The organism is Rhodoferax sp. MLSD5-FHT05B10, from assembly GCF_058793415.1.
Genome location: NZ_JBXAFT010000003.1, coordinates 313213 through 334573, shown reverse-complemented (window position 1 = coordinate 334573; position 21361 = coordinate 313213). Strand labels below are relative to the sequence as shown.

Here is a 21361-nt window from a genome sequence, read left to right as displayed (position 1 = left end):
ACCTGATGGTCGTTGGCAGGGCGCTGCTTGCGGCGTTGCTGCTGCATCTGGGGCCGGCATACGCGGGGCGCGCCTGCGGAGAGCCGCAGCCGATGACGGTAACCACCGTCGAGCGCTCGCTTAATCTGGCCATGCGTACCTTGCAGGCGCTGGATCAAAGCGGGGCCAAGGTTGTTATCTTGGCGCGTGCCGGGCAGGATTTAAGCAAATACGGCCTGCGTTACTCGCATTTTGGTTTTGCGTACCAGCAGCCCGATGACCGGGGTGGACATGTCTGGCGCGTTCTGCACAAGCTCAACCAGTGTGGCACGGCCGAGGCTGACATCTACCGCCAGGGCCTGGGCGAGTTCTTTCTGGACGACCTTTGGCAATACGAAGCCGCCTGGGTGGTTCCGACACCCGAGGCCCAGAGCAAACTGCTGGCCCTGCTGCGAGACGAAAGCCGCGCCGTGCGTCTGCACGAGAAACCCTACAGCATGGTCAGCTACGTGTGGGGTTCCAAGTACCAGCAGTCCAACCAATGGGCCACGGAGACCATGGCCTTGGCCTTATCCGAAGATTTGTCCACGGTGAGCAACCCCACCCGGCAGCAGGCCCAGTCCTGGTTGCTGCTGAAAGGCTTTCAGCCTTCTGTGTTGAACATTGGTGCGCTGACCCGCCTGGGTGCACGCGTCACGGCGGCCAATGTGGCCTTCGATGATCACCCCAATGAAAAGCGCTATGCCGACCGTATCGAGACCACGACCGTGGACTCGGTTTTTGCCTGGATGCTGCGTGCCGGCCTGGCTACGCAGCCGGTGGTGACGCTGCGCTGACGGGGGGGCTTGCCAATTCCGGTGTGGCCTTGAGTGCCACATCCACCGCCCGGCGCTCATCAAACACAAAGCAGCCGCCCTGGTAGTGGGCGGCATCGGTTTCCTCAAAGTACTTGAGGATGCCGCCTTCGAGCTGGTACACATGCTCCAGCCCTTCTTCGCGCATCAGGATGGCCGCCTTCTCGCAGCGGATGCCGCCGGTGCAGAAGCTCACCACCGTCTTGCCCTGGAGGTCGGCCTTGTGCGTGCGCAGGGCCTGCGGAAATTCGGTGAACTTGGTAATGCGCCAGTCAATGGCGCCTTCAAAGGTGCCGGCGTCCACTTCAAAGTCGTTGCGGGTGTCCAGCGTCACCACCGGGCGGCCCGCGTCGTCATGCCCCTGGTCGAGCCAGCGCTTCACGGTGGCGGGGGCAACGGCCGGCGCCCGGCCTTCGGCGGGCCGGATGGTGGGGTGGTTCATGCGGATGATCTCGCCCTTGACCTTCACCAGCATCTTCTTGAAAGGCTGGGTTTCGGACCAGCTTTCCTTGGGGGCCACGTCGGCAAGGCGCGGGTCGCCCTGCAATTGGGCCACGAAGCCGCGCACAGCGTCGGCCGGTCCAGCCAGGAACAGGTTGATGCCCTCTTCGGCCAGCAAAATGGTGCCTTTGAGCTGCAACGCCAGCGCGCGGGCCAAAAGCGTTTCGCGCAGCGCCGCCGTGTCCGGCAATGGGACAAATTTATAGGCCGAGATGTTCAGTACCGGGTTCATGTCCCCGATTTTACGGGCCGTGAAAAACTACAATGGTCCCATGTTTGTACACCTGCGCCTGCACACCGAATTTTCTGTCGTTGACGGCACCAACCGCATCGACGACATCATCCAGGCGGCGGTGGCCGATGGCCAGCCTGCGCTGGCCATTACGGACCTGAGCAACCTGTTTGGCGCCATCAAGTTTTACAAGCAGGGGCGCGCCAAGGGCACCAAGCCCATCATCGGCGTCGAGATTTTCCTGGAGGGCCTGGGGGGTGATGTGGCGGCCCTGTCGCGCATCGTGCTGCTGGTGCAGAACAAGCAGGGCTACCTGAACTTGTCGGAGTTGCTGGCGCGGGCCTGGACGCAAAACGTGGTGAAAGCCCAGGCCGTGGTCAAGCTGGCCTGGCTGCAGGAGCTGGGCGAGGGGCTGATCGCCCTGTCGGGGGCGCAGGCCGGCCCCGTGGGTCAGGCGCTGGTGCAGGGTGACACGGCGCGGGCCCATGCCGTGGCGCTGCAGCTCGCCAGCGTGTTCCCGCACCGGTTTTACATCGAGTTGCAGCGCGCCGGGCGCCTGGACGACGAAGCCCATGTGGCCGCCGCCGTGCAACTGGCGGCACGCATGAAACTGCCGGTGGTGGCAACGCATCCGGTGCAGTTCACCGAGCCCGATGACTTCGAGGCCCACGAGGCCCGGGTCTGCATTGCCGACGGCGAGATCCTGGGCAACCAGCGCCGGGTGCGCAAGTTCACGCGCGAGCAGTATTTCAAGTCGGCCGCGCAGATGGAGGCGCTGTTTGCCGATGTGCCCTCGGCCATTGCCAACACGCTGGAGATTGCCAAGCGCTGCAGCCTGACGTTGGTGCTGGGCAAGCCGCAGCTGCCCGACTTTCCCACGCCCGAGGTCAATGGCCAGCGCATGTCGCCAGAGGAATATTTCCGCTACGCCTCGCACGAAGGGCTCAAGGAGCGCATGGCGCACCTGTACCCGGACGCCGCCGAGCGTGCGCAGCGCATGCCCGAGTATGTGGAGCGCCTCGAATTTGAGCTGACCACCATCCTGAAAATGGGTTTCCCCGGCTACTTCCTGATCGTGGGCGACTTCATCAACTGGGCCAAGAACAACGGCTGCCCGGTGGGGCCGGGCCGGGGCTCCGGTGCCGGCTCGCTGGTGGCCTACGCGCTCAAGATCACCGATCTGGACCCCATCCGCTACAAGCTGCTGTTCGAGCGTTTCCTGAACCCCGAGCGGGTCTCCATGCCCGACTTCGACATCGACTTCTGCCAGACCAACCGCAATCTGGTGATCGACTATGTGAAGAGCAAGTACGGCAAGGACGCCGTGAGCCAGATCGCCACCTTCGGCACCATGGCCGCGCGCGGCGTGGTGCGCGACGTGGGTCGCGTGCTGGACATGAGCTACACCTTCTGCGACGGCATCAGCAAGCTCATCCCCAACAAGCCCGGCACCAACGTCACGCTGCAGCTGCCGCCCACCGACGGCAAGAAGAGCGACAAGTACGTGTATGCCACCGAGGCCGAGCCCATCCTGGCCGAGCGCGAGGAAAAGGAAGAAGACGTCAAGACCCTGCTGGAGCTGGCCCGCAAGTTGGAGGGCATGACCCGCAACGTCGGCATGCACGCCGGGGGCGTGTTGATCGCCCCGGGCAAGCTCACTGACTTCTGCCCGCTGTACCAGCAGCCTGGCAGCGAGTCGGCCGTGAGCCAGTACGACAAGGACGACGTGGAGGCCATCGGCCTGGTGAAGTTCGACTTCTTGGGCCTGGCCACGCTGACCATCCTGGAGATTGCGCGCGAGTTCATCATGCAGCGCCACCCGGGGCAGGAGAACTTTGCCTTCGAGAACCTGCCGCTGGACGACCCCAAGGTCTACAAGCTGTTTTCCGACGGCAAGACCGAGGCCGTGTTCCAGTTTGAAAGCCGCGGCATGCAGGGCATGCTGCGCGACGCGAAGCCCACGCGCCTGGAGGACCTGATTGCGCTGAACGCCCTGTACCGCCCAGGCCCCATGGACCTGATTCCCAGCTTCGTGGCGCGCAAGCACGGGCGCGAGGTGATCGAGTACCCGCACCCGCTGGTAGCCGACATGCTTTCCGAGACCTACGGCATCATGGTCTACCAGGAGCAGGTGATGCAGACCGCGCAGATTCTGGGCGGCTATTCGCTGGGTGGCGCCGACATGCTGCGCCGGGCCATGGGCAAGAAGAAGGCCGAAGAAATGGCCGAGCACCGCGCCATCTTCCGCGCTGGCGCCGCCAAGAACGACATCAGCCAGGAGAAGGCCGACGAGGTCTTTGACCTGATGGAAAAGTTCGCCGGCTACGGCTTCAACAAGTCGCACGCCGCCGCCTATTCCCTGCTGGCCTACCACACGGCCTGGCTCAAGGTGCACTACACGGCCGAGTTCTTCTGCGCCAACATGACGGTGGAAATGGACGACACCGACAAGCTGAAAGTCTTGTTCGAAGACGCCGAGAAGATGGGGCTGTCGTTCGAGCCGCCCAACATCAACCGCGGGCGCTACCGGTTCGAGCCCATCTCCAACAAGGAAATCCGCTACGGCCTGGGGGCCGTGAAGGGCACGGGTCAGCAGGCCATCGAAGCCATTGTGGCAGCGCGCGACGGCAAGGGCCCCACGGGCGAGGCCGGGCCGTTCACCAGCCTGTTCGACTTTGCCCGCCGCGTGGACCGCACGCGCCTGAACAAGCGCTGCGTGGAGGCGCTCATCAAGGCGGGGGCCTTTGACACCCTGCAACTCAACCGGGCGTCGCTGGTGGCCAGCATCGACCGGGCTTTTGACTTTGCCACGGCCAGTGCCGCCAACGCCAACCAGGTGGGCCTGTTCGACATGGGGGGCGAGGACGACCACGGCTCCAGCACGCAGGAGCCGGACTTGGTGGAGGCCATGCCCTGGGGCGTGAAAGAGCGCCTGATGCAGGAAAAGACGGCCGTGGGCTTCTACCTGTCGGGCCACCTGTTTGATGAGGTGACGCGGGAGGTGCGCCGCTTTGCCAAGCGCCAGCTCGATGAGCTGCTGGACACGCGTGAGCCGCAGCTGCTGGCCGGCATCGTCACCGATTTCCGGGTCATCAACGGCCAGCGCGGCAAGCTGGCACTGTTCAAGCTGGACGACAAGTCCGCCATGATCGACGCGCGGGTGGAAGAAGACCTGCTCAACGCCCACAAGAACCTGCTCAAAGACGACGAGCTCATCATCGTCATGGGCAAGGTCAGGGATGACCGCTTCTCCGGTGGCAAGCAGCTCACCGTGACGCAGATCTGGGATCTGGAGCAGGCGCGCTGCCGTTTCGGCAAATACCTGCGGGTGGCGGTGCAGGTGGACGGCACCGGCAAGGTGCCGGACGTGGGGCGCATGGTGAAGGAATTTCCGGCACAGCGCGAGATGACCGAGCAGGGTGAACTGGTGCGGGGGCTGTCGGTGCGTCTGTCGGTGCAGTGCACGGGCGGTGCGTCGGACGAGTGTTCCGGCGCCGCGGCCGAACTGCACCTGGGCGACAACGCGCGGTTTTATCCCTCCGACTCCGCACTGGCAGGCTGGCGGGCGCAGGCGGACCAGGGCAAAGCGGTGATCGCCTACGAATGACGCTGCTGAAAATCAGCAGGAAAAAGGCTTGCAGCCCCTGTATTCACTGCGCAGACAGCTATTGAAACTGTAGCGCTTGCAACGCTGGCAATGCCGCTCAGTCTTTGGGGCGGAAGATCAGGAGCAGCGACGACGGCACCCGGCCGTCCACGTCCGGCGGCAGCGTTTCGGTTTTGTCGATGGCGTTCAGCACAGCGTCGTCCCACGACTTCACGCCGCTGGATTTCACCAGCTTGCGGTTGATGATGGTGCCGGTGGGGGCTGTGCGGACTTCCACCTCGGCTGCCGGGTTGCCGGATATGGGCTCGGTGTAGGTGATGTTGGGTTTGACGCGGGCCCGCAGGCGTCCGGCATAGCCGGCCGACGGCCCGGAGGATTGTTTGGCCGTCCCGGTGGAGCTGGCGTCGCCGTTGCCGGTGGCCGCGCCGGCCATGCGGGCGATGCGCTCCAGCTGCTGCTGGCGCGACTGGGCCAGGCTCTTGGCGTCGCTGGCGGCCTTGGCGTCCTGGGTGCGCTGCTCCTGTTGCAGCTTCTTGGCGGCGGCTGCCTTGTCGGCCAGCGCCTTGTCCCGGGCTTCCTTGTCATGCAGTGCCTTGTCGCGTGCGGCTTTCTCCCGCGCGTCCTTGGCTTCCTGCAGCTTCTGTTTTTGCAGCGCTTCCTTCTGCCGCTTTTCCTGCTCCAGCTTGTCCTGCTGCGCCTGCTTTTCCTTTTGCAGGCGGGCCTTCTCCTTGGCAATGGCAATGCTCGGGTCGGGCAGGGGCACGGGTGGTGGCGGGGCGGGCGGCGCCACGGTGGTGGGCTTGGGTGCTGGCGCCGGGATGGCGGGCGGTGGCGGCGGTGCGGGCTCCGGGGCCGGCGGCGCGGCCTGCTCGGGAATGGCGGACCAGAGTTCGGCTTCCACGGTGACCGGGGTGGCGTCGCGCTTCCACTGCACGCCCACCGCCAGCACAGCCAGCAGCAGGGCGTGGGCCACGATGGCCAGGGCCAGGGCGCGCACCAGGCCCGGTGTGGGCGGTGGTGCAAACTCCAGGCGTTCGGCGGTGGTGGCGCTCATGGGATGCTGTGGTGCGGGTGACCTGCCGGGTGCGCGCTAGTTGGCCAGCTGCACGGATAGGCCCACGCGCTGGATGCCGGCGCGCTGCAGGGTGTCCATGACCTTGACCACGCTTTCGTACTTCACGTTCTTGTCGGCGCTGATGACCACGGCCGAGTTGGCAGCGGCCACGCTGTCTTTGGCGCCTTGCGCGCGCTTGACGGCGGTGGCCAGCTCCTTGAGCGAGAGCGCCGTGGTCTGGTCCTTGATCTTCATTTCCAGGGTGTCGTTCTTTCCCAGCACGACCTGGATGATCTGGTCGGGCTGGCGCGCCGCCTTGCCGACGCTGGGCAGGTCAATCATGCTGGGCGTGATCAGGGGCGCTGTGACCATGAAGATGATCAGCAGCACCAGCATCACGTCGATGAAGGGCACCATGTTGATCTCGTTGATGGTGCGCCGCCCCCGGCCGCGGTGTGAGACGGCTGGCATGGTCAGCGACCCGTGCTGCCGGCCTGCGCGCCCACGTTGCGCTGCAGGATGTTGGAGAACTCCTCGATGAAGGTCTCCTGCTGCGTGGCAATGCGGTCGATGTCGCGGGCGAAGCGGTTGTAGGCCACTACGGCGGGAATGGCCGCAAACAGGCCGATGGCGGTAGCCACCAGCGCTTCGGCAATGCCAGGCGCCACGGTGGCCAGCGTCACCTGGGTGAGTGCAGCCAGGCCGCTGAAGGCGTGCATGATGCCCCACACGGTGCCGAACAGGCCCACATAGGGGGACACGGAGCCGACCGAGGCCAGGAACGACAGGTTGCTCTCCACCACGTCCATTTCGCGCTGGAAGCTGGCTCGCATGGCGCGCCGTGCACCGTCCATCAGGGTGCCTACGTCGGTGATGCGGCGCTCGCGCAGTTTCTGGAACTCGCGCATGCCGCTGGCAAAAATGCGTTCCATGGGACCGCAGTGGCTGGCGTTCTTGCTGGCGGCGGCCAGCAGATCGTTGAGGCTGGAGCCCGACCAGAACTCGCGCTCGAAAGACTCGTTGAGTCCCTTGACCCGCTTGAGGGCAAACAGCTTGCGGAAGATGGCGGCCCAGCTGGCGATGGACACCAGCATCAGCAGCAGCATGACGGCTTGCACCACAAGGCTGGCGTTGAGCACCAGGTGGAGGATGGAGAGGTCTTGGTTCATTTCAGCGTTTCAGGGTAGGTGCACGGGGTTTGGCAACGCCCGCATCACAGCAGCAGCGCGCGCAGGCGGGCCACGGCCTCCTGCAGGTGCGCCAGGGAACTGGCGGTTGAAAAGCGGACAAAGTTGTGTGTCTGGGCGGTACCAAAGTCACGCCCCGGCGTAATGGCGACATGGGCTTTGTTCATGATTTCGAAGGCAAAGTTCCAACTGTTTTCGACACCCAGTCTGGCGCAGGCCTGCGAGCAGTCGGCCCAGGCATAGAAGGCCCCGTCGGGCAGCACTGGCACGTTCAGCCCCATGGCCTGCAACTGGGGCAGGAAGTAGTCGCGCCGGGCCTTGAATTCATGGCGGCGTTCCTCGTACAGGGCCAAGCTCTGCGGCTCGAAGCAGGCCAGTGCGGCGTGCTGGGCAATGCTGCTGGGGCAGATGAACAGGTTTTGCGCCAGGCGCTCGATGACGGGCACCAGTTTCTCGGGCACCACCATCCAGCCCAGGCGCCAGCCGGTCATGTTGAAGTACTTGCTGAAGCTGTTGATGCTGATGAGGTGCTCGTCCAGCGCCAGGGCTGTCTGGCCGAACCGGGCTTCAAAGCTCAGGCCGAGGTAGATTTCATCGACCAGCGTGATGCCGCCATGCGACTGCACCACCTGGTGGATGTCGCGCAGGGCATCCGGGTGGATGGATGTGCCGGTGGGGTTGGACGGCGAGGCCAGCAGCACCCCGCGCGTGCGCGCGCCCCAGGCGGCGCGGACCTTGTCGGCGCTGAGCTGGAAGCGCTCTTCGGCGGTGGTGGGGATGAGTACCGCGCGGCCCTCGCTGGCATTGACGAAGTGCCGGTTGCAGGGGTAGCTGGGGTCGGGCATCAGGATTTCGTCGCCCGCCTCGATCAGGGCCATGCACGCCAGGTGCAACGCCGCCGAGGCGCCCGCTGTGATGATGATGCGGCTGGCTGGCACGTCCACGCCGAAGCGCTGCGTGTACCAGTCGCTGATGCGCTCGCGCAGGGCCGGCAGACCGGTGGCCGGGGTGTACTGCGTGCGCCCGTCGCGGATGGCCTTTTCAGCGGCCTCCTGCACCAGCGGCGGGGCGGTGAAGTCGGGTTCGCCAATGTTCAGGAAAATCATGGGCGCATCGGTGTGCGCCACCTGCGCGCCCAGGGTGGAAGCAGCCTTGGCCACCTCCATGACATAGAAGGGTTCTATCTTCTGCGCGCGCGAGGATATCTGCATGGGCGGGCGCGCGGCTCAGTCGCGTGGTTTCTTGTCCCGGCCGCGGTCGGCCTCCACCTCGGCTGCCCGCAGGCTGGGGGCGATGCCGTTGAGCACGGCGTTGACGTACTTGTGGCCGTCGGTGCCGCCAAATTCCTTGGCCAGTTCGATGCACTCGTTGAGCACGACACGCCAGGGCACGTCCAGGCAATGCGCCATTTCGTAGGTGCCGATCCACATGATGGCATGTTCGACCGGAGAAATTTCCCCCATGGGGCGATCCAGCAGGGGGGTGATCAGGGCGTCGAGCTGGGCGGCCTCGGCCACGCAGCCCTGCAGCAGCGCATCGAAATGCACCGAGTCGGCCTTGTTGAAACCGGCCAGATCGCGGGTGAAGGTGTCGATGTCGTCCACGGCATTGCCGCCGACCAGGCTCTGGTACAGGCCCTGCAGGGCAAACTCACGCGCACGGCTGCGGTCGGACTTGCTGCCGGCCTTGCGGGCGCCGGTGCTGGTCAACCCGGTGCGCGACTGGCGTGGCGGGCGCTTGGCGGCCGAGGGCGTGTTCATGTCACTCATCAAATCGACTCCAGCAGGTTGGCCATTTCCACGGCAACGCGGGCCGCATCGCGGCCTTTCTCGACCTGGCGGGCCACGGCTTGGGGCATGTCTTCGGTGGTGAGGATGGCGTTGGCGATGGGCAGCTGGTAGTCGAGCGACACGCGGGTGACGCCCGCGCCGGATTCGTTGGCGACCAGTTCGAAGTGGTAGGTTTCGCCACGGATGATGCAGCCGATGGCGATCAGGGTGTCGTAGCTGGCCTTTTCGGCCATGGCCTGCAGGGCCACCGGGACTTCCAGCGCGCCAGGCACTGTGACGTGCTCGATGTCTCTCTCCGCCACGCCCAGTGCCAGCAGTTCTGCCTTGCAGGCCTGTGCCAGTGCGTCGGTGACGGAGGCGTTGAAGCGCGCCTGCACAATGCCCACTTTGAGCTTCTTGCCGTTCATGCGGCTGTCTTCGGTGGCAACGGTGCCTTTGTCTGCGCCAAACATAGTGTGTTCCTTATTTGCTGATGTAGCCGGTAATTTCCAGCCCGTAGCCGGTCATGCTGGGCATGCGCCGCGGGCTGCCCATCAGGCGCATCTTGTGCACGCCGCACTGGCGCAGAATCTGCGCACCGATGCCGTAGGAGCGCAAGTCCATGCGGCCGTGCTCGGGCGCGTGGGCGGGGCGGGCGGTGCCGTCGAACTGCGACAGCAACTGTTCGCCGCTTTCACCGCAGTTGAGCAGGACCACGACGCCCTTGCCGTCGTTGGCTATGTGGGACAACGCGGCGTCCAGGCTCCAGGAGTGCATGCTGCGGTCGATTTCCAGCGCGTCGAGCACCGACAGCGGTTCGTGCACACGGACCGAAACCGTGTCGCTGGCAGCCCAGGCTCCCCGCACCAGCGCCAGGTGCACGCCGTGTCCGGTGGTGTCGCGAAAGGCGTGGGCCGTGAATTCGCCAAAGGCCGTGCGGATGGTGCGCTCGCCCATTTTCTCGATCAGGGACTCCACCCGGCTGCGGTATGCGATCAGGTCGGCGATGGTGCCGATCTTCAGGCCGTGTTCGGCTGCGAACAGCTGCAGGTCCGGTAGACGGGCCATGGTGCCGTCGTCCTTCATGATCTCGCAGATGACGGCGGCCGGCGAGCAACCCGCCATGGTGGCCAGGTCGCAGCCGGCTTCGGTGTGGCCGGCGCGCATGAGCACGCCGCCCGCGACGGCCTGCAGCGGGAAGATGTGGCCGGGTTGCACCAGATCGCTGGCTACGGCGTCCTTGGCTACGGCAGCCTGCACGGTGCGGGCACGGTCGGCGGCGGAGATGCCGGTGGTGACGCCCTCGGCGGCTTCAATAGACACGGTGAAGGCCGTGCCTTTCTTGTCGCCGTTGTGCACCGTCATGGGGGGCAATTGCAGCCGCTCGCAGCGTTCGCGGGTGAGGGTCAGGCAGATCAGGCCCCGGCCGAAGCGGGCCATGAAGTTGATGGCATCGGCCGTCACGTGGTCGGCGGCCAGAACCAGGTCGCCTTCGTTTTCGCGGTCTTCCTCGTCCACCAGGATCACGATGCGCCCGGCGCGCATGTCGGCCACGATGTCTTCAACAGGGGAAATGGGTACGGGGTTGAGTGTGGTCATGGTGTCGTGTCTCAGGCGGGCAGCAGAATCTGGTTGTCCACGCTGAACTGGTAGTCCTTGAAGATGTGCTCGGCGCTCAGTGTCTGGTAACTGCCGTCGGCTGCCTTGCGGGTGGTGTCTTTCAGGCGGTAGGTCAGGCTGCCACAGGTCCAGCAGTTGTAGTTGCGCATATGGGTGCACAGGCAGGTCTTGTCCATGACCGAGATGTTCTTGCCATCGGGGTGCAGTGCAATTTGCTGGTTGTAGGCGGTGATGTAGGCGCAGTTGCCGTTGCCGTCGAGCAGGTAGCCATAGGCCTCGCAGTTGGGGCGGATGCCCGAGCCGATGGCCGGTGTGTTGCGCAGCATGCGCATGGGGTAGCCGGTGGGCGAAATGGTGTTGACGATGATGTCTTCTTCGCTGGCCTTGAAATATTCCTGCTTGACCTTGGCGGGCAGGCCGCACTCGTTGGCCACCGTAAAGCGGGTTGCCACCTGGACGGCGGCGGCGCCGTGTTCCAAGAACGCGGTGGCGTCGCTGCCGGTAAAGATGCCGCCTGCGGCAATCAGCGGAATATCCAGCTGCTCGGCTTTCAGGTAGGCGGCAATCTCGGCCACGATGGTGGCCAGATCGTATTGGGCCCAGTCCATGCCGAAGCCCAGGTGACCGCCGGCCAGCGGGCCCTCAATCACCACAAAATCGGGCAGCCGGTCCAGGCGCGCGGTCTTGCGCAGGAACAGCTGCAACGCACGCACCGACGACACGATGATGCCGAGCTTGGCGTCGCGAAAGCGCGGGTGGTCGGCCATGAGGCCGAACGAACCCAGGTGCAGGCCAGCACTCAGGGTGATGCCGTCGACGCCGGCATCCAGGGCCGAATTCAGGCGGACCTGCAGCGTTTCACGCGCGGCATTCATGGTCAGCTTTTCCATGATGTTGACAAACACCATGCCATCGCCGCGCTTGGCTTCCATGGTCCTGCCCACATGCAGGCGGGTGGCTTCGGCCAGATGGCCGAGGTCGAACTGGATGATGCTCTTGTCGGAATTGTTGATGTTGGCTTTGTAAAACTTGGTTTTACCCTTGACGAACTCCGTGTCAAAGCGCCGGTCAGACACGTCATGGATCAGCGCGTCCGAAATATGCCCAATGCCACCCAGGCGTGCCGCTTCCAGCGCCAGTTCGGCGGTGGAAATGTCAACACCCATTCCGCCAATCATGATCGGCACCAGCTCTTTTTTGCCGAACTTAAGGCGGAAATCATCTACTCGTTTCATCGTTGTCCTTGTCATAGGTAAGTAGGGTGGAAATAGGTATCAGGCCGGCACGGGCGGGTTGTTGCCGAGCATGCGCTCGACATAGCGTGCAATCAGGTCAATTTCCAGGTTGACCAGCGAGCCGGTCTGGAGGGTGCCCAGAGCCGTATTTTCGACGGTATGGGGAATGAGGTTGATGCTGGCTTCGCAACCGTCAGCCAGGTCGGCGATGCGGTTGACGGTGAGGCTCACGCCGTTGATGGTGATGGAACCCTTGTACGCCAGGTATTTCGCCAGCGACTGGGGCGCCAGCACGCGCAGCTCCCAGCTTTCGCCCACCTGGGCGAAGTGGGTGACCCGGCCGATGCCGTCCACATGGCCGGACACCAGATGGCCACCCAGGCGGTCGTTGGCGCGCAGGGCCTTTTCCAGGTTGATGGTGCCCACGGCGTCCAGTCCGGCCGTTTTCGTGAGCGACTCAGCGGAGATGTCGATGGTGAACTGGCGGTGTGCCGCATCCAGTGTGGTGACGGTCATGCAGGCGCCGTTGAGCGCAATGCTGTCGCCCAGGCCCACGTCGTCCAGGTAGCCGGCCGGGCTTTCAATGGTGAGGCGCTTGCCGTGGGTGGGCGCGTCGCCCAGGGCGTGAACGGCCGCAATGCGGCCCACACCGGTGATGATTCCAGTAAACATCCCCGCATTTTCGCAGGGATTGGGCCGCTACCCGGCCTTGACACAAAAACTTCTTGGCTAAAAATGGTCTCTGCCGGTCACGCGTGCCACTATCCGCAGGTCGGGGCCAACCCTTTCGGTGGACCGAAAATCCAGCTGCAAGGCGTGTTCCAGCGCGCTCAAGGGGCCAAAATGGGCCATATCGCGGCCCTGCCCGAGGAGTTTGGGGGCTAGGTAGAGCAGCAATTCGTCTAACAGACCCGCCTGGATGAGCGCTCCGTTGAGCCGGTGGCCGGCTTCTACGTGCAGTTCGTTGATTTCCCGTTTGCCCAGGTCCAGCAGCATCGCCGCCAGATCCACCTGGCCGGTGGGGACGCCGCCGCTGTCCATGCCGGGTTGGTAGACAACCGTGGCACCGCGGGCTTCCAGGGCCTGTTTTTTGGCATCATTCTGGCGCGCAGCGTAGATGAATACTGCGCGGCCAGCTATGAAAAGAGGAGCATCCAGGGGCGTTTGCAGGTTGCTGTCGACCACCACCACGTGGGGCTGGCGGGGCGTTTCAACCAGACGCACATCCAGCCGGGGCCGGTCGGCCAGCACGGTCCCAATGCCGGTGAGCACGGCGCAGGCCCGGGCGCGCCAGGCGTGGCCGTCGGCGCGGGCTTCGGGAGCGGTGATCCACTGGCTGACACCGTTGTCCAGGGCGGTTTTTCCGTCCAGCGAAGCGGCCACTTTCATGCGCACCCAGGGGGTCTTGCGGATCATGCGGCTGAAAAAACCCAGGTTGAGCTCGCGGGACACGATGGCCAGCGGATCGTCCGGGGGCAGCACTTCCACTTCCACGCCCGCAGCCCGCAGCCGCTCAAATCCTTGTCCGCCCACCAGCGGGTTGGGGTCGGTGTTGGTGGCCACCACTTTTTTGATGCCAGCGGCAATGAGGGCATCGCAGCATGGTCCGGTGCGGCCCTGGTGGGAGCAGGGCTCCAGCGTGACGTAGGCGGTAGCCCCTTTGACCGAGTGCCCCCGGGCCTGGGCGTCCCGCAGGGCCATGATTTCAGCGTGGGGGCCGCCGGCACGCTGGGTGTGGCCCTGGCCGAGGGTTTGTCCGTCCGGAGACACCACAATGCACCCTACGCGGGGGTTGGGGGAGGTGATGTTGACCGACTGCGCCGCCAGACGCAAGGGTGTTTCAAGCAGGGAAGGTGCCACGACTAACGCCAGCACTCGGCGATTTTGTCCGCCGTCGCGCCCGCCACGGTGATGCCTTTGGCGCCGGTTTGCGTCAGGGTGAACCCGCCACAGCTGTCATTGGCCATGGTGGTTCCGGAGATGGGGCGCATGATCAGTGTGAAGGTGCTTTGGTCAGCGGAACTGGCGTTGGTCCCAGTATTCGATATCTCGTACAGCTTGGTACCGTCCGTCGGGGCGGTCATCAGGCTAGCCGGCATGCTGACCCAGATGGAGTTGACGCCGGTGCGTTCGGCATCGTAGCGGTCATTGGCGGAATAGAAGCGCTGCATGTATTGGGCTGCCTGCATCAGCTGGGCCCTGGCCGCAGCGCGATATCCCCTGGCAACGTAGCTGCGGTAGGACGGCAGGGCGATGCTGGCGAGTATGCCCACGATGGCCACCACGATCATGAGTTCGATCAGGGTGAAACCGGCCATGCGGCGACGGGAGGCAATGATTTTATTTTTCATACATGCGCATTTTCAGGGAGATGGCAGCCGTTTCAGTTGGCGCGCGGGAAAATTTGTCGCCACGACCGGTTGAGCGTTGATCCGGGGCAGGTTCCGGGGTGGGCCGCACGGTATGCGGCGTCCGCACAAGTGCCTCCTCCGGTGGGGCATTTATCCGGATTCGCCGCTAGATAAATAGGGTTGGTGCAATCGGGCTTTGAGCCACCAGTGACGCGAACATTGATGTGGCCGGAGGAGTCCTGGATATCGCGCAGGCCGGTGTCTGCGCCTGTGGAATCGAGAATCTTGAGAACCACATCCATTCCGTCGGCCAGCGAGGAGTAGGCGCAGACATTGGCATCGCTGGCATCGATATTCCCATCGCCGTTGGTATCCAGTGTGCCGCCGATCCGGCAGGCCGCGGTCAGCGGATCGACGTACAGACTCAAGGCGTTGCTGGACGTGGAAACACAGTTGGAGGTACTGGCCTGCGGAGCAACCGTATCGATCTTGACGACTTCGCCTTGCATTTGAACCGGATAGATAACCCGCTGGCCGGCATTGACATCCAGATTCATTTTCCACCCCAGTTTGGTGGTCCAGTCCATCTTGGTGACGGACGGGCTGCTGAATTCCACGGTGTAGAAATTGGTAATGCCCCCGGCGTTGATTGTGGACCCCGTAGTGGGATCAATGCCTGTGGCAACCGCTTTGATTCGAATGTTTTCAAGGTCGGACTCGTTGATGGTGACGGCTGTAGTGGAGCCAAAGGGCTGCTGGTCCCACAGACTGTAGGTTGCCTGGGTTGGCGATGTCACGTTGGGGTCGGCGGCCTCAATCAATTTGCCGGTGCCGACGGTCACCAGGTAACTGGGTTTGAAGCTGGCCTGGTCGGTGCGCTCCAAGACGGCGGGCGCCGCCGTGATAGGCATAGGCGTGGCTCCGCTCATGGCGGTAAATAGAGGAACGCCACCGTTGCCGAGTTTCCATCCACTGGAGAGCGTGCTGCTCAGGTCAAACTTCCACACCCGTCCCTGAAGGTCTCCGGCATAGGCTCCAATGATCTGCTGGTTGCTGTTGAGCACCAAGCGGATACCGCCTAGGCCATTGCTGGTTTTCGAGTCTGTGGTGATCTCTTTGAGGAGTTGCCCCGTACCGGTGTTGACGATGAACAAACTGGCCTTGCCTGACTTGCTGTCGTAGCCGTTACCGAAAATGGTGACCCAGTCTCCACTGACGGTAATGCCGCTTTGGGGTTGCGTCAGCACGCTGCCCAATTCGGCAAACGCAGTAGTCGTGTTGGTGGATACGGTCGGGAAAGCAGGGTCGGGATTGATTTCCCACAGTACGGCACGACCATTCATGCCCAGCGGATTGGTTGCATTGAGGGCAAAGACCGATTTGGCCCCTGCACCTGTGGTGCCGACGACGATGTTGCGCCAGCCCGTGGCTGGCGTGCCGGTTGTCAAATCGGGGGTTGAGACATAGGCGTCGGTTTCGATCAAGGGGCCGTCAACCGTGTAGGTGTGGGCATAGGTGTAACCGCTTTGCGTCAAGGACTCCAGTTTCCCCAATACGGATCGAGGAACGTAGGCAAACACTTCGCGGCCGCCGGCGTTGGTCCCAGTACCTTCGGCGAAGGCGTGGACCATGCCATCATTGGCGCCGACGATCAACACCCCTTCGGTACGAGCCGCCTTGGCCGTCATGTAGGCAGCGTAGCCCGACAGGCCCGGTGTGTTGGCGGGTAGTTGTTCATACAAGGGATTGGTGTTGTTCTTGACGAATGCAGGGGTTGAGTTGACGATGTCGCCCAAAACGGCACTGCGTTTGCGCAAACCTATGCCTTCCTTGGTGCGCACTCCGCGCAGGAAATCAACAATGTCGGATGTGACACTGTTGCTCATCTGCATATTGGTGTTGGTGCCCTTCAGGCTGTTTGCTGCGGTGGTGATTTGTGCGTAGGTGAAGGGAACCGCCTGTTTGCTGGCATCAGCCCACACCACAATGTTGCGGTTACCCGGGACCGGCAGGGTTGTTACGCCGGTAGGCTGTCCGTTGGAATCGGTACTGATAACCTGCCACACAGTGCTGTCATTGCCTCCGCTGTTGGTCAAGTCAATCATCTGCAAGTTGCCCCACCAGCTTCCGCTGGTGTAGTAGGGAATAAATTTCCTGGTATCTGTCTGCAGTGTCACCGCCGTCGCTGCTACGCCAGCCTGTGAAAATTGCTGGCCCGCAATGCTGCCAATGACGTTGCCCAGGTCGGTGGTGAATTGCTGTGCATTGCTCACCGTCAGAAAGTCTCCGCCGCCATTGTGCGCGGCATGGCGCATGTCATCAATGGCGGAGTAGGTGTCTGCTGTGGGTTTAACCCAGGCCAGGGTGCCGGCCTTTGCCTTTGCCACGTCGGCATCGGTCATCGTTCCGGGTGCACCAAAACTCACCATGTAGGTGGTCATGTTCTGCCAGAACGGTGGGTCGGTGGGGTTGCCCTTGCCGTTGTCGTTGGCCAGGTCGGTACGCAAATCAGTGACCCAGTATTTCATTGCGATGTCCGCTAGGGTGTCGCTGTAGCCACCGCTGCCACTGGGCAGATCGGACTTGCCCTTGTTTCGGACATCGTTTGTGTCACCCGGTGTGTATTGGTACGTCTTGGTTGAGTCGAGGGCGTAGGTAAGTGCCGGTCCTTTCTTGGAGTCGACGTTGCCAGGGGACGGTGGCGAGGAATCGTTGTAGAAACCGTCCGTGATCATCAGCGTGTAGGAGCGACGGCACGACAGGTGATCAGTGGCTTTTTCGGACGGGGGGGACCACGGTTTGGTGCCCCACGGGCCGGTATTGGCCGTGCTCTGGTAGTACTTCCCTGCGTTGTCCAGCGCGGTGCGCAGGGGGGTTCCGCCGTTGGCCACGCGACCGTCCAACCAAGTGTAGAAGGCCGTTTGCGCCACCGCAAAATCGGTCATGGTGCTCAGGCTGCTGTAAATATCGGTATAGGCCAGCCGGAAGTTGTCCGCCTGGTTGACAAAGGCGCCGGAGAGCCCGGTCTTTGCCGCCAGGATGCGCTTGTAGTGGTACGCTTTCCAGTTGGCGTAATTCTGGCGTTCCTCGTCGAGGGTGCAGGTTGTGCCGGCGCAGTCAGTCCGTGTCCCGTTATGCGGTCCAAATGGATTGGCAGACTGCGAAACGGTATTGAACTTGAACGTGGATTTTGTAACGTCATACCGATCGTAAATCGTGGTGTCCTTGATGGCATTGGACGTGGAGAACGTTGTCGGATCGACCCCGGCTTTGGGCAAGTAGACCGTGAGGGTCGATGTGAGCAAAGTAGCGTTGGACTGCAGGACGCCGGCAACATAACCCGGCCCATAGGTCTCTTTGGGGTCGTAGAACAACTTGTTATTGACGGGCGATGACTGGCGCATGTCGGAGGCCGACAGGCAACTGGTGGTCAAGCCGGGAATGTTGCTGGCAGACAGGCCGTCCTTGGTCAGCGCGTCGTTCACGTGCTTGGCGTAGACGCAGTCCCAGTCCATGGAGCCCGACGTATCCAGCACCAAGGCGATATTGGGTCGCACGTTCACAGTCTTGCTCAAGAGGGGGGTTTGCGATACCGTGGCGCCGACTGTGCCGGTGGCTGCAAGCAAGCACAGGTGCAAGCCGGTTCGGCGGAGGAATGGGGTTTGCATGGGGAGTCCTTTCAAGCAAGCTGCGCGCTTTATTTCATGGTGACCACAGACTGGAGCCAGATCTCGGAGCCTTTGGGAACATTGCCGTCCTTGGTGGCGCTCACTTCCGGGCCAAAACCCCGGGCTGTTGTGACGAACACTTTGGTATCTCCGGTTGCCAGATACTGGGACATGCATTCCGGTGGCCGTTTGAAGTAGGTCACGGCTCCGGCGTCACCGGAAGCCTTGAATTGGGCGGCCGTCAGCGTCTTCAGATTTCCGGCCAGGATCCATGGTGTGACCGCGCCGTCAATGGCATCCCAGTTGCTCATGATCTCCCAGCTGTATTTGACGCCGGCACCGACCGGTGCGGCTTCGGGAGCAAATCCCTTGGTGCCATCCAGTGCGTTCAGCTGGACCTGTTCCTCGCAGTACCGCAGTGCCGCCTCGGCAGCTTGTTGCCCGAGAGCCTTCAACCGGCTCTGGTTGGCTACCTGTTCGGTAGAGGAGGCACCGCGGATGGACACACTGGCCAGGATGGACAGCACCATCAGCATGATCAGGACAACAATCAGCACGATGCCCCGCTGGCGCCCGCCTTGAGGGGGGGAGAAGGAATCAGGAATCCGCATAACCTACTCCATGGTTGCGCAGCAAGACCGTGGTGCGATAGGCTCGCCGCATTTTCCCATCCGTGATATCCACATTGTTTCCGCTGCAATCCTGGTAGGTGGGGTTGCTGGCGGCTTCCTTGAGATCTTGCAGCACCGGGTTTTCGCTGGTGACTACGACGCACACCCGGGCTGCCGCCACCTTGTTCCAGCGCTGTAGGCTCGTCCAGGCGGCGAGTGAGGCAACGGGCGTGTTGATCTCAGTTGCAGTCAGGTAGCCCATAACGGTCTGGCTGCTCAATACGGCCGGGTCCGTCACAGCAAAACTCAGCGACATGCTTTCTATGTTCTCCGCAAGTACCTGTGTTTGTGTCAGGTCGCCACTGCCCCGGCAGTTGAGCGCGTTGTTGGCAACGTAGAGTCGCGCTTGCATTTTGTAATAGCTGGGCGGGCCAGGGGTTGCTGCAACGCCCGTTCCAAGGCAGTCCTGCAGCAATGTCGGGTCTGTGGGGAGCGCTTTCTTGCTCCACTTTCCGGATGCAGGGTCACCTTCGTAAACTACGGCCAATGCTGCATCGCTACCGCTGGCGTTGCAGGTCAGGGCGCTTACGTTGGCGAGCTTGGTGTCTGTAAAGCCCGTGTCGCAGGCAAAGAGACTCCAGCCGGCTTGCCCCAGGTCGTTGACGGCCCCACCCGATCGGACTGGGTTGTAGCCGGCCCGGCGCAACTCCTGGGTGATAACGTCCAGGGCCATCTGGGCATCCTCATTCATTTGGGCTTGGGCTTGCGCGTTGCGTGTCGCGGTGCTGCCTGAGGTGTAAATCACCACTAGGGCGGCGACTACAACCAGTCCCAAAGTAATGGAGATCAGGAGTTCGATCAGCGTAACGCCGTTTTGGTGGTTGCGCGAGTGGGCAGGATGGTGCAGAGTGTGCCGTGTCATAGCTGCACCTTCATATAAAAGCAGCGCGGCAAATTCGCCAGGGCTTTGGCGGTCGCGGGGCAATTGTCGGCATTGATTTCGGTTGAGGTTCCATTTTTAAGGGTGTTGAGGACACCGGGTTCCTCCCAGACAATCCATAAATCGGCTTCGGTTGTGCTTTTGACCCCGCCAACGGTAGGGCGCGACAATTCCACGCCGCCCAGCGGAAGTTGTTTGCGTACGAGATTCTGGAAGCCTGTCAAATCGGCCGTTGCCAGAAGCAGCGCGGTATTGCAGGTCGGAAACGCGCACGGAGCTTCCGCCGGGGGCGCCGCATCCGTCAGCTTGGATACGTCGTAGTTGCCGGCGGCAAAACCGGTTTGGTTCAAGCGGATGATTTCGGCCAGCTCGTTGGCCAGCGCGCTCGCAACGGCGCGGTTTGCAGCATTTTTCTGTGCCGCTACGGAGTAGGCCTGCATGCCTGCCATTGCCAACAAACCGAAGGACATGAGCAAAATGGAAACCAGCACTTCCAGCAGCGAAGCGCCACGCTGCGTGCGCAGACTTCGGCTGGCGAAATGGCTTTGCGTGGATGCGTTTAGCATGCAGACTCCCCCTTTTGCAGGCGGACTCGACCAACAGAATTGAGGCACAGCGTACGGGCATAGCTTGCATCACTGTTCAGCGAACCGGGGGCATGAACCAGCCACCGCCCCTGTTGACCCACGGCACGGCCGTTGGCGTCGTAGATGATTTTGTTTCCGGTGGTGACGGCGCTTACCGAGGGGCTGGCACTGACTGCAAAAAAGTCGCCGATGCCCCGCAACGATTCTTGAACGCGCAAGACGGTGTCCGTGCCGTTGTCGAACGTGCCGTCCCCGTTTTCGTCGAGAAACACCACCCAGCCTTCCATCCAGCCACCGACAGCCAGCCCGTCTCCGCTGGAGCACGTAGGGGCGGCGGCCAGCGGGGCATTGCTGCGGCACATCGTGACGCTTTTTCCGCGTCGCATGGCCTCGCCGCGGGCGTATCGGGTGTCTCCGATGAAGCTGTTGACGGCCCTTGAAACCGTGGAGTTGGCAATCAGGCCCATGAAGGATGGCACAGCGATGGCCGCCAAGATGGCGGCAATGGTTACCACCACCAATAGTTCAATCAGCGTGAACCCGCGTTGCGGCAGTGAGCCGATGGGGCGTTTTCCGGGCGCTCGTCCGGTATCAGGGCAGGATGGTCTTTTCCACATGCCCCCGAGGTTCTGCGAAGCACGCCGGTTTGGCAACCGGCGGTTGACAACCGGGCAGATTGGGGAGATGAACGGTGGCCTATTGGCCTACCGCCGCACCTCGTCTACCAGCATCTTGAATTCGTCAATGTCTTCGAAACTGCGGTAAACGCTGGCAAAACGCACGTAAGCCACCTTGTCCAGCTTCTTCAGTTCGCGCATGACCAGTTCGCCAATGCGGGCGGAGGGCACTTCGCGCAGGCCCAGGTTGAGCAGTTTTTCTTCGATCCGCTCGATGGCGCTGTCGATTTGTTCGGTGCTGACCGGGCGCTTGCGCAGTGCCAGCTTGAACGAGGCCAGTAGCTTGGCGCGCTCGTACTCGATGCGCCGGCCGTCTTTCTTGACAATGGCCGGGTAGTTGACGTCCGGGCGCTCGTAGGTGGTGAAGCGCTTTTCGCACGAGCCGCATTGGCGCCGGCGGCGGATGAAGTCCCCATCTTCAGAAATCCGCGTTTCCACCACCTGGGTCTCGGAGTGGCTGCAGAAGGGGCACTTCATGGCTCGTGCAAT

Annotated in this window: 20 protein-coding genes; 2 read left to right on the top strand and 18 right to left on the bottom strand. The window is 62.8% G+C overall.

Annotation, left to right across the window (positions count from 1 at the left end):
• The first annotated feature begins 5 nt into the window (after positions 1-5).
• Positions 6-815 (top strand): DUF2145 domain-containing protein, encoded by an 810-nt coding sequence (locus AC1Q5W_RS06785; RefSeq protein WP_492646109.1) that lies wholly within the window; start codon positions 6-8, stop codon positions 813-815.
• Here the strand turns inward: AC1Q5W_RS06785 and AC1Q5W_RS06780 are convergent.
• The gene (locus AC1Q5W_RS06780) at positions 787-1566 is read right to left on the bottom strand and encodes a sulfurtransferase (protein ID WP_492643374.1); all 780 of its coding nucleotides are present in this window, start codon (positions 1564-1566) and stop codon (positions 787-789) included. The two genes, AC1Q5W_RS06785 and AC1Q5W_RS06780, sit on opposite strands and share 29 nt — an antisense overlap.
• A 40-nt stretch (positions 1567-1606) precedes the next feature.
• Here AC1Q5W_RS06780 and dnaE point away from each other — a divergent pair, with 40 nt between their 5' ends.
• Positions 1607-5173 carry a DNA polymerase III subunit alpha gene (dnaE, locus tag AC1Q5W_RS06775; RefSeq protein WP_492643373.1) on the top strand — a complete coding sequence of 1189 codons (3567 nt, stop codon included), beginning with the start codon at positions 1607-1609 and terminating at the stop codon, positions 5171-5173.
• Positions 5174-5270: 97 nt separating this feature from the next.
• On the opposite strand, the gene tolA is transcribed toward dnaE, so the two are convergent.
• From tolA to nrdR, 17 genes are all read right to left on the bottom strand, one after another.
• Entirely contained in the window at positions 5271-6227 is a 957-nt protein-coding gene (gene tolA / locus AC1Q5W_RS06770) for a cell envelope integrity protein TolA (protein WP_492643372.1), read from the bottom strand.
• Between the two features lie 36 nt (positions 6228-6263).
• Positions 6264-6698 (bottom strand): ExbD/TolR family protein, encoded by a 435-nt coding sequence (locus AC1Q5W_RS06765; protein WP_492643371.1) that lies wholly within the window; start codon positions 6696-6698, stop codon positions 6264-6266.
• 2 nt (positions 6699-6700) lie between these two features.
• Complete coding sequence (gene tolQ / locus AC1Q5W_RS06760; RefSeq protein ID WP_492643370.1) at positions 6701-7396, bottom strand: protein TolQ; 696 nt, start codon at positions 7394-7396, stop codon at positions 6701-6703.
• Between the two features lie 44 nt (positions 7397-7440).
• On the bottom strand, positions 7441-8625 hold the full coding sequence (locus AC1Q5W_RS06755) for a pyridoxal phosphate-dependent aminotransferase (protein ID WP_492643369.1): 1185 nt from the start codon (positions 8623-8625) through the stop codon (positions 7441-7443).
• A 15-nt stretch (positions 8626-8640) separates the two neighbouring features.
• The gene (nusB, locus tag AC1Q5W_RS06750; RefSeq protein WP_492643368.1) at positions 8641-9183 is read right to left on the bottom strand and encodes a transcription antitermination factor NusB; all 543 of its coding nucleotides are present in this window, start codon (positions 9181-9183) and stop codon (positions 8641-8643) included.
• Positions 9183-9656, bottom strand: coding sequence for a 6,7-dimethyl-8-ribityllumazine synthase (gene ribH / locus AC1Q5W_RS06745; RefSeq protein WP_492643367.1), 474 nt, complete (start codon positions 9654-9656; stop codon positions 9183-9185). Before ribH ends, nusB begins: the two co-directional genes overlap by 1 nt.
• 10 nt (positions 9657-9666) lie before the next feature.
• Positions 9667-10782, bottom strand: coding sequence for a bifunctional 3,4-dihydroxy-2-butanone-4-phosphate synthase/GTP cyclohydrolase II (ribBA, locus tag AC1Q5W_RS06740; RefSeq protein ID WP_492643366.1), 1116 nt, complete (start codon positions 10780-10782; stop codon positions 9667-9669).
• An 11-nt stretch (positions 10783-10793) separates the two neighbouring features.
• Positions 10794-12038, bottom strand: coding sequence for a nitronate monooxygenase (locus AC1Q5W_RS06735; protein WP_492643365.1), 1245 nt, complete (start codon positions 12036-12038; stop codon positions 10794-10796).
• A gap of 39 nt (positions 12039-12077) precedes the next feature.
• Positions 12078-12710 carry a riboflavin synthase gene (locus AC1Q5W_RS06730; RefSeq protein ID WP_492643364.1) on the bottom strand — a complete coding sequence of 211 codons (633 nt, stop codon included), beginning with the start codon at positions 12708-12710 and terminating at the stop codon, positions 12078-12080.
• Positions 12711-12767: 57 nt separating this feature from the next.
• The gene (gene ribD, locus AC1Q5W_RS06725; protein WP_492643363.1) at positions 12768-13898 is read right to left on the bottom strand and encodes a bifunctional diaminohydroxyphosphoribosylaminopyrimidine deaminase/5-amino-6-(5-phosphoribosylamino)uracil reductase RibD; all 1131 of its coding nucleotides are present in this window, start codon (positions 13896-13898) and stop codon (positions 12768-12770) included.
• Between the two features lie 2 nt (positions 13899-13900).
• A complete protein-coding gene (locus AC1Q5W_RS06720) occupies positions 13901-14389 on the bottom strand; it encodes a type IV pilin protein (RefSeq protein WP_492643362.1) in 489 nt (162 codons plus the stop codon).
• Between the two features lie 32 nt (positions 14390-14421).
• Entirely contained in the window at positions 14422-18057 is a 3636-nt protein-coding gene (locus tag AC1Q5W_RS06715; protein ID WP_492643361.1) for a pilus assembly protein, read from the bottom strand.
• Positions 18058-18086: 29 nt separating this feature from the next.
• Positions 18087-18668 carry a pilus assembly PilX family protein gene (locus AC1Q5W_RS06710; protein WP_492643360.1) on the bottom strand — a complete coding sequence of 194 codons (582 nt, stop codon included), beginning with the start codon at positions 18666-18668 and terminating at the stop codon, positions 18087-18089.
• Positions 18655-19590, bottom strand: coding sequence for a PilW family protein (locus AC1Q5W_RS06705; protein WP_492643359.1), 936 nt, complete (start codon positions 19588-19590; stop codon positions 18655-18657). Before AC1Q5W_RS06705 ends, AC1Q5W_RS06710 begins: the two co-directional genes overlap by 14 nt.
• On the bottom strand, positions 19587-20174 hold the full coding sequence (pilV, locus tag AC1Q5W_RS06700; protein ID WP_492643358.1) for a type IV pilus modification protein PilV: 588 nt from the start codon (positions 20172-20174) through the stop codon (positions 19587-19589). The genes AC1Q5W_RS06705 and pilV overlap by 4 nt, the downstream gene beginning before the upstream one ends.
• The gene (locus AC1Q5W_RS06695; protein WP_492643357.1) at positions 20168-20812 is read right to left on the bottom strand and encodes a GspH/FimT family pseudopilin; all 645 of its coding nucleotides are present in this window, start codon (positions 20810-20812) and stop codon (positions 20168-20170) included. Before AC1Q5W_RS06695 ends, pilV begins: the two co-directional genes overlap by 7 nt.
• 87 nt (positions 20813-20899) lie before the next feature.
• Positions 20900-21349 (bottom strand): transcriptional regulator NrdR, encoded by a 450-nt coding sequence (nrdR, locus tag AC1Q5W_RS06690; protein ID WP_492643356.1) that lies wholly within the window; start codon positions 21347-21349, stop codon positions 20900-20902.
• Positions 21350-21361 lie beyond the last annotated feature (12 nt).

Bases quoted from the DNA above. Each gene is read 5' to 3' on its own strand.
- AC1Q5W_RS06710 (WP_492643360.1), bottom strand. From the start codon at position 18,668: ATGCGGATTCCTGATTCCTTCTCCCCCCCTCAAGGCGGGCGCCAGCGG.
- AC1Q5W_RS06735 (WP_492643365.1), bottom strand. From the start codon at position 12,038: ATGAAACGAGTAGATGATTTCCGCCTTAAGTTCGGCAAAAAAGAGCTG.
- nusB (WP_492643368.1), bottom strand. From the start codon at position 9,183: ATGAGTGACATGAACACGCCCTCGGCCGCCAAGCGCCCGCCACGCCAG.
- AC1Q5W_RS06705 (WP_492643359.1), bottom strand. From the start codon at position 19,590: ATGACACGGCACACTCTGCACCATCCTGCCCACTCGCGCAACCACCAA.
- AC1Q5W_RS06755 (WP_492643369.1), bottom strand. From the start codon at position 8,625: ATGCAGATATCCTCGCGCGCGCAGAAGATAGAACCCTTCTATGTCATG.
- tolA (WP_492643372.1), bottom strand. From the start codon at position 6,227: ATGAGCGCCACCACCGCCGAACGCCTGGAGTTTGCACCACCGCCCACA.
- ribBA (WP_492643366.1), bottom strand. From the start codon at position 10,782: ATGACCACACTCAACCCCGTACCCATTTCCCCTGTTGAAGACATCGTG.
- AC1Q5W_RS06695 (WP_492643357.1), bottom strand. From the start codon at position 20,812: ATGTGGAAAAGACCATCCTGCCCTGATACCGGACGAGCGCCCGGAAAA.
- AC1Q5W_RS06765 (WP_492643371.1), bottom strand. From the start codon at position 6,698: ATGCCAGCCGTCTCACACCGCGGCCGGGGGCGGCGCACCATCAACGAG.
- AC1Q5W_RS06720 (WP_492643362.1), bottom strand. From the start codon at position 14,389: ATGAAAAATAAAATCATTGCCTCCCGTCGCCGCATGGCCGGTTTCACC.
- pilV (WP_492643358.1), bottom strand. From the start codon at position 20,174: ATGCTAAACGCATCCACGCAAAGCCATTTCGCCAGCCGAAGTCTGCGC.
- AC1Q5W_RS06715 (WP_492643361.1), bottom strand. From the start codon at position 18,057: ATGCAAACCCCATTCCTCCGCCGAACCGGCTTGCACCTGTGCTTGCTT.
- ribH (WP_492643367.1), bottom strand. From the start codon at position 9,656: ATGTTTGGCGCAGACAAAGGCACCGTTGCCACCGAAGACAGCCGCATG.
- AC1Q5W_RS06780 (WP_492643374.1), bottom strand. From the start codon at position 1,566: ATGAACCCGGTACTGAACATCTCGGCCTATAAATTTGTCCCATTGCCG.
- AC1Q5W_RS06730 (WP_492643364.1), bottom strand. From the start codon at position 12,710: ATGTTTACTGGAATCATCACCGGTGTGGGCCGCATTGCGGCCGTTCAC.
- AC1Q5W_RS06785 (WP_492646109.1), top strand. From the start codon at position 6: ATGGTCGTTGGCAGGGCGCTGCTTGCGGCGTTGCTGCTGCATCTGGGG.
- dnaE (WP_492643373.1), top strand. From the start codon at position 1,607: ATGTTTGTACACCTGCGCCTGCACACCGAATTTTCTGTCGTTGACGGC.
- nrdR (WP_492643356.1), bottom strand. From the start codon at position 21,349: ATGAAGTGCCCCTTCTGCAGCCACTCCGAGACCCAGGTGGTGGAAACG.
- tolQ (WP_492643370.1), bottom strand. From the start codon at position 7,396: ATGAACCAAGACCTCTCCATCCTCCACCTGGTGCTCAACGCCAGCCTT.